The 5,168-nt window shown below is 72.9% G+C and carries 5 protein-coding genes and 1 pseudogene; 3 read left to right on the forward strand and 3 right to left on the reverse strand.

The features are described from left to right. The 3 genes and pseudogenes from AB0O00_RS28860 to AB0O00_RS28870 all read right to left on the reverse strand — a co-directional run. Positions 1 to 225, reverse strand: a pseudogene (locus tag AB0O00_RS28860) (PaaX family transcriptional regulator); the annotation flags it as partial. A 110-nt stretch (positions 226 to 335) separates the two neighbouring features. Continuing rightward, the gene (locus AB0O00_RS28865) at positions 336 to 1,223 is read right to left on the reverse strand and encodes a fumarylacetoacetate hydrolase family protein (protein WP_363656665.1); all 888 of its coding nucleotides are present in this window, start codon (positions 1,221 to 1,223) and stop codon (positions 336 to 338) included. 40 nt (positions 1,224 to 1,263) lie between these two features. Then, the gene (locus AB0O00_RS28870) at positions 1,264 to 1,704 is read right to left on the reverse strand and encodes a RidA family protein (RefSeq protein WP_363656667.1); all 441 of its coding nucleotides are present in this window, start codon (positions 1,702 to 1,704) and stop codon (positions 1,264 to 1,266) included. A 96-nt stretch (positions 1,705 to 1,800) separates the two neighbouring features. On the opposite strand from AB0O00_RS28870, the gene AB0O00_RS28875 reads away from it, so the two are divergent. From AB0O00_RS28875 to AB0O00_RS28885, 3 genes are read left to right on the forward strand one after another with little or no spacing between them, the layout of a single operon-like run. Further along, the gene (locus AB0O00_RS28875; protein ID WP_363656669.1) at positions 1,801 to 2,283 is read left to right on the forward strand and encodes a cupin domain-containing protein; all 483 of its coding nucleotides are present in this window, start codon (positions 1,801 to 1,803) and stop codon (positions 2,281 to 2,283) included. Positions 2,284 to 2,321: 38 nt separating this feature from the next. Continuing rightward, on the forward strand, positions 2,322 to 3,251 hold the full coding sequence (locus AB0O00_RS28880) for an acyl-CoA thioesterase domain-containing protein (RefSeq protein WP_363656672.1): 930 nt from the start codon (positions 2,322 to 2,324) through the stop codon (positions 3,249 to 3,251). Positions 3,252 to 3,307: 56 nt separating this feature from the next. Continuing rightward, positions 3,308 to 4,993 carry an AMP-binding protein gene (locus tag AB0O00_RS28885; protein ID WP_363656670.1) on the forward strand — a complete coding sequence of 562 codons (1,686 nt, stop codon included), beginning with the start codon at positions 3,308 to 3,310 and terminating at the stop codon, positions 4,991 to 4,993. Positions 4,994 to 5,168: the final 175 nt, after the last annotated feature.

Below are 5,168 nucleotides of genomic sequence, written 5' to 3' on the forward strand. Positions count from 1 at the left end.
GCCGGCGTGGCGCTCGCTGACCAGGAGGCCGCGGCGCTTGAGGCGGGAGACCGACGAGCGGACGGCGGGCGGTTCGACGCCGAGGTCGCCCATCAGCCGGACCACCGACGCGACGGAGAGCCAGTTCTCCTCGCCGCGCGCGTACAGGCCGAAGGTGGTGGTGATAAGCGGGCCGTGCCGCGCGTCGCGGCCGGCCGCGGGGGACTCGTCGTGCCCGGCCGTCACAGGTCTGTTCTCCTCGTCTCGGGCTCGTCCCGGGCCGGCGCAGCGGATCGGCGATCAAGCCCGTTGTTGATCAAGCCCATCGGCGGGCAGCCTATCGCCTCTCCGGTTCATCACATCAGCGACGTCCGCACCACCCGGTTGCGCAGTTCGCCGAGCCCGTCGACGCGCGTGACGACGACGTCCCCGTCGCGCAGGAAGACCTGCGGGTCGCGGGCGCTGCCGATGCCGCTCGGCGTGCCGGTGAGGAGGACGTCGCCCGCGCGCAGCGTCATCCCCTGGCTCAGCTCGGCGATCAACCGGGCGATCGGAAAGGCCATTTGGGCACTGGAGGCGTCCTGGCGCAGCTCGCCGTTGACCTCGCACCGCACGCGCAGCCGGCCCGGGTCGGGCACCTCGTCCGCCGTGGTGAGCCAGGGGCCGAGGGGCATGGTGGCGTCGATGCTCTTGCCCTTGAGCCACTGGCCGCCGTGCGCGCGCTGGAGGTCGCGCTGGGAGACGTCGTTGGCGACGAGGTAGCCGAAGACGTGGTCGAGGGCGTCCGCCTCCGGGATCGAGCGGCCGTCGCGGCCGATGACGAGGGCGATCTCGGCCTCGTAGTCCCACTGGGCGGAGAGCTCCGGGTCGTAGGCGATGTCGTCGGCCGGGCCGATGACGGTGTCCGGGCCCTTGGTGAAGAAGGTCGGACGGGTGGGGCGCCCGGCCGGGTCCTGGCCGCCGCGCTTGCCGCGGGACTCCTCGAAGTGGTCCCAGTAGTTCCAGCCGGTGCACAGGATGTCGCGGTTGAAATGCTGCAGCGGCGACTCCAGGCGGACGTCGGCGAGCGCGACGGACGGGGAGCCGGCCAGCGCGGCGTGCGCCGCCGCCAGGCCGTCCGGCCCGCCGCGCACGAGGACGTCGACGGTGCCGAGCCACTCGGGCAGCAGCGCCAGGGCCTTGCCGTCGTCGTGGACGGCTCCGGCCCGCGGCCTGCCGTCGACCGTGAGGGCTGCGAGTCTCATCCTGCCGACACCTCCGTTGCGACCGTCAGGGAAGATCGATTCACGACGCCGGCCGCACCAGCCGCTCGTCCGGGATCACCGCGACGCCGAGGATCTCGATCAGCGCCTCGGGCTGCCACAGCGCGGTGCAGCCGATGCCCGCCATGGCCGGGTAGACCGGTCCGGCCAGCTCGCGCCAGACCTCGCCGATCTCCTTGCCGTGCGCCTGGTAGTCGGGGATGTCGGTCAGGTAGATCGTCACGCTGACCAGGTCCCCGGGTTCGCCGCCCGCCTCGCGCAGGGTGGCCAGCAGGTTGCCGAAGGCCTGCCGGAACTGCTCGACGATGCCGCCCGGCACGATCCGCATCCGGGCATCGAGGGCGGTCTGCCCGCCGAGGTGGAGCGTGTTGCCGGCGAGCGTCCCGTGCGAGTAGCCGCTCGGCTTCGGCAGGGAGCTCGGGTTGACGGGAACGGGCGCCGTACGGGCGGTGCCGGGCGTCATGCCACCTCCAGCGGGGTGTCGTGGCGGGATGTATTGACAGTAGATGACGGTCGTGAAAAAAACGAGATACCGATCCCGAGAAACGGAGCCGTCCGCATGGAGCCCGATCTCAGCAAGTACCGACTCGACGGCGACAATTCGATGTACCGCCTCCCGAGCGGCCTGGTCGCCCCCGTCGTCACCCGCCGCGGCATGGAGGACCCTGGCGCCGCCGACTCCGGCGGCGCCGTGCGGATCTCGGGCGTGAGCAGCGCGCACACCCCCGCCCGCCGGCTCTGGTTCGGCCAGGTCAGCAACCGGCCCGGCTACCGCTCGGTGAGCCACCACCACGGCGAGGCCGAGACCGGCGGCTACGTCCTGGAGGGCCGGGGGCGCATCTACTTCGGCGAGCGGTTCGAGGACTACATCGACATGGAGCAGGGCGACTGGGTCTTCGTGCCGCCGTTCATGCCCCACATCGAGTGCAACCTCTCGCGCACCGAGCGCCTCGTGTGGATGACCACCCGCACGCCCGACAACATCGTCGTCAACCTGCCGGACGTCGCCGACGCCGACCTGCGCGACTGGACGGACCGTTGACGGCCCCGGAAGGCACGGCCGGCTCCCCGACCTCCGAGATCTTCACGCCCGAGGTCTTCACGCCCGAGATCTTCACGTCCGAGGTCTTCACCTCCGCCGTCACCCTCAAGCCCGCCGAGCCCGAACACTTCGACCTCGCCTTCACCGCCACCACCCAGCCCTGCCCGTGGCCCAAGGCCTACGGCGGCGACCTCGTCGCCCAGGCCGCCGCCGCGGCGATGCGCTCGGTCACGGACGGCAAGTCGCTGCACTCGATGCACGGTTACTTCCTGCGCCCGGCCGACATCGGCGCCGACGTCCGCTACGATGTCGAGGTCCTGCGCGACGGCCGCGGCTACAGCACCCGCCAGGTGCGCGGCTACCAGAACGGCAAGCCGCTGTACGTCTGCCTGGCCAACTTCGCGGCCGGCGAGCCCGGCGGCAGCTTCGCCGCCGGCTTCGACGGCTCGCTCCCCGGCCCCGAGAGCCTGCCGAGCTCGGCCGCGTACCTCGCCGCCCGCAGCGGCGGGACGATGACCGACGGGTCGAAGGCCTACTGGTCCGGCGGCCGCAGCTTCGACATGCGGCACGTGCCCGGCCCGGTCTACCTGACCGTCGACGGCGAGCGGACCCCCCACCAGGCCGTCTGGCTGCGCCCGTTCGACCGCCTGCGGCCCGTCGAGGGCCTCACCGACGCGCAGCGCGACCAGGCCGCCCTCGCCTACGTCTGCGACTACACGATCCTGGAGCCCGTCCTGCGCGTGCTCGGCCTCGCGTGGGCGCAGCCGGGGCTGGTAACGGCGAGCCTCGACCACGCGATGTGGTTCCACCGCCCCGGCCCGGTGGACGACTGGCTGCTGTACGTGCAGGAGGCGGTCGCCGCCGACAACGGCCGCGGCCTCGGCACCGGCCGCTTCTTCACCCGCGACCGCCGCCACCTCGCCACCGTCGCCCAGGAGGGCATGATCCGCACGCCCCAGGAGGGCTGATCCGCACCACCTGATCTCGCGGCCCCCTCCCGCGAGTTCCCGGAAGGACCCGTCCGTTGCCCCTCTCAGGCCCCCTCTCGCCCTCGGCCCACCAGGACACCTTCACCCGCGACCACCTCCCCCCGGCCGGACTCTGGCCGACCATCGAGTTCACCACGCCGGCCCTGCACTACCCGGACCGGCTCAACGCCGCCACCGAGCTGATCGACCGCCCGGTGGCGGAGCACGGCCCCGACCTGCCGGCCCTGCGCACGCCCGACGGGGAGACGTGGTCCTACGGCCTCCTCCGGCTCCGGGCCAACCAGGTCGCCCAGGTGCTCACCGAGGACCTCGGCCTCGTGCCCGGCGGACGCGTCCTGCTGCGCTCGCCCAACAACCCCTGGGCGGTGGCCGCCTGGCTCGGCGTGCTCAAGGCGGGCGGCGTGGCCGTCACCACGATGGCCGCGCTGCGCGCCCGCGAGCTCGCCCCGATCGTCGACCGCACCAGGCCCACCGTCGCGCTCGTCGACCACCGCTACACCGAGGAGGTCGAGCAACTCCACAGCGCCTCCCTCACCACTGCCTCCCTCACGATCGTCACCCACGGCACGCCCGGCCCGGACGACCTCGTCGCCCGCGCCGCCGCCAAGTCGGGCGAGTTCACCGACGTCCCGACCGCCGCCGACGACGTCGCCCTGCTCGGCCCGACCTCCGGCAGCACCGGCGTCCCCAAGATCACCATGCACTTCCACCGCGACGTGCTCTCCATCGACCACACCTTCGGCCGCCCCCTCCTCGGCCTCGGCCCCGGCGACACCGTCGCCTGCTCGGCGCCGCTCGCCTTCACCTTCGGCCTCGGCATGCTCGTCGTCTTCCCGCTGCGCGCCGGCGCCTGCGCGCTGCTCACCGAGTCCGCCACCCCGCTCCAACTCGCCGAACTCGTCGAGCGCCAGGGCGTCACCGTCCTCGCCACCGCGCCCACCGCGTACAAGGCGATCCTCCGGGAGGGGCAGGAACACCGGCTCGCCGGGCTGCGCGCCGCCGTCTCGGCCGGCGAGCACCTGCCGCAGACCACCTGGGAGCAGCTGCGCGACCGCCTCGGCCTGCGCGTCATCGACGGCATCGGCGCCACCGAACTGCTGCACATCTTCATCTCGGCCGCCGGCGACGACATCCGCCCCGGCGCCACCGGCCGCCCGCTGCCCGGCTACCGGGCCACCATCCTCGACCTCGACGGCCACGAGCTCGGCCCCGGCGAGCCCGGCCGGCTCGCCGTCATCGGCCCGGTCGGCTGCCGCTACCTGGACGACCCGCGCCAGGACGAGTACGTCGTGGACGGCTGGAACGTCACCGGCGACCTCTTCTACCGCGACGCCGACGGCTACTACTTCTACCAGGCCCGCAGCGACGCCATGATCGTCTCCTCGGGCTACAACATCGGCGGCCCCGAGGTCGAGGCCGCCATCGACACCCACCCGGACGTCGTCGAGTCCGGCGTCGTCGCCAAGCCCGACCCCGAACGCGGCTCGGTCGTCTGCGCGTTCGTCGTCCTGCGCGACGGCGTCCCGGACGGCGAGGCGGCCGCCGCCAAGGCCAAGGAGATCCAGGACCACGTCAAACAGGTACTGGCCCCCTACAAGTACCCACGCGACGTGCGGTTCTGCGACGCCCTGCCCCGCAACACCAGCGGCAAGCTGCAGCGCTTCGTGCTGCGCCGGATCGTCGCGGACGGTGAGCGGACCGGCGACCAGGCCCCTGCCTAGGGCGTGTCTGACAATTCCCGTCTGCGGGGCGACGCCGGGGCACGCGCCTCGCCGCGTTGTCGTCAGTCGCCCGATGCTCCGCATCGCCTCCCTCCTCCGCCTTGCGATGCACGCACCCCAACGCCGCCCCGCCCGCCCTCCGGGCGGACGACGGGAATTGTCAGACACGCCCTAG

The organism is Kitasatospora sp. NPDC093558, assembly GCF_040683475.1.
GTDB lineage: Bacteria > Actinomycetota > Actinomycetes > Streptomycetales > Streptomycetaceae > Kitasatospora.

Excerpts from the sequence above, each read along its gene's own strand:
- AB0O00_RS28865 (WP_363656665.1), bottom strand. The coding sequence starts at position 1,223 with ATGAGACTCGCAGCCCTCACGGTCGACGGCAGGCCGCGGGCCGGAGCC.
- AB0O00_RS28870 (WP_363656667.1), bottom strand. The coding sequence starts at position 1,704 with ATGACGCCCGGCACCGCCCGTACGGCGCCCGTTCCCGTCAACCCGAGC.
- AB0O00_RS28875 (WP_363656669.1), top strand. The coding sequence starts at position 1,801 with ATGGAGCCCGATCTCAGCAAGTACCGACTCGACGGCGACAATTCGATG.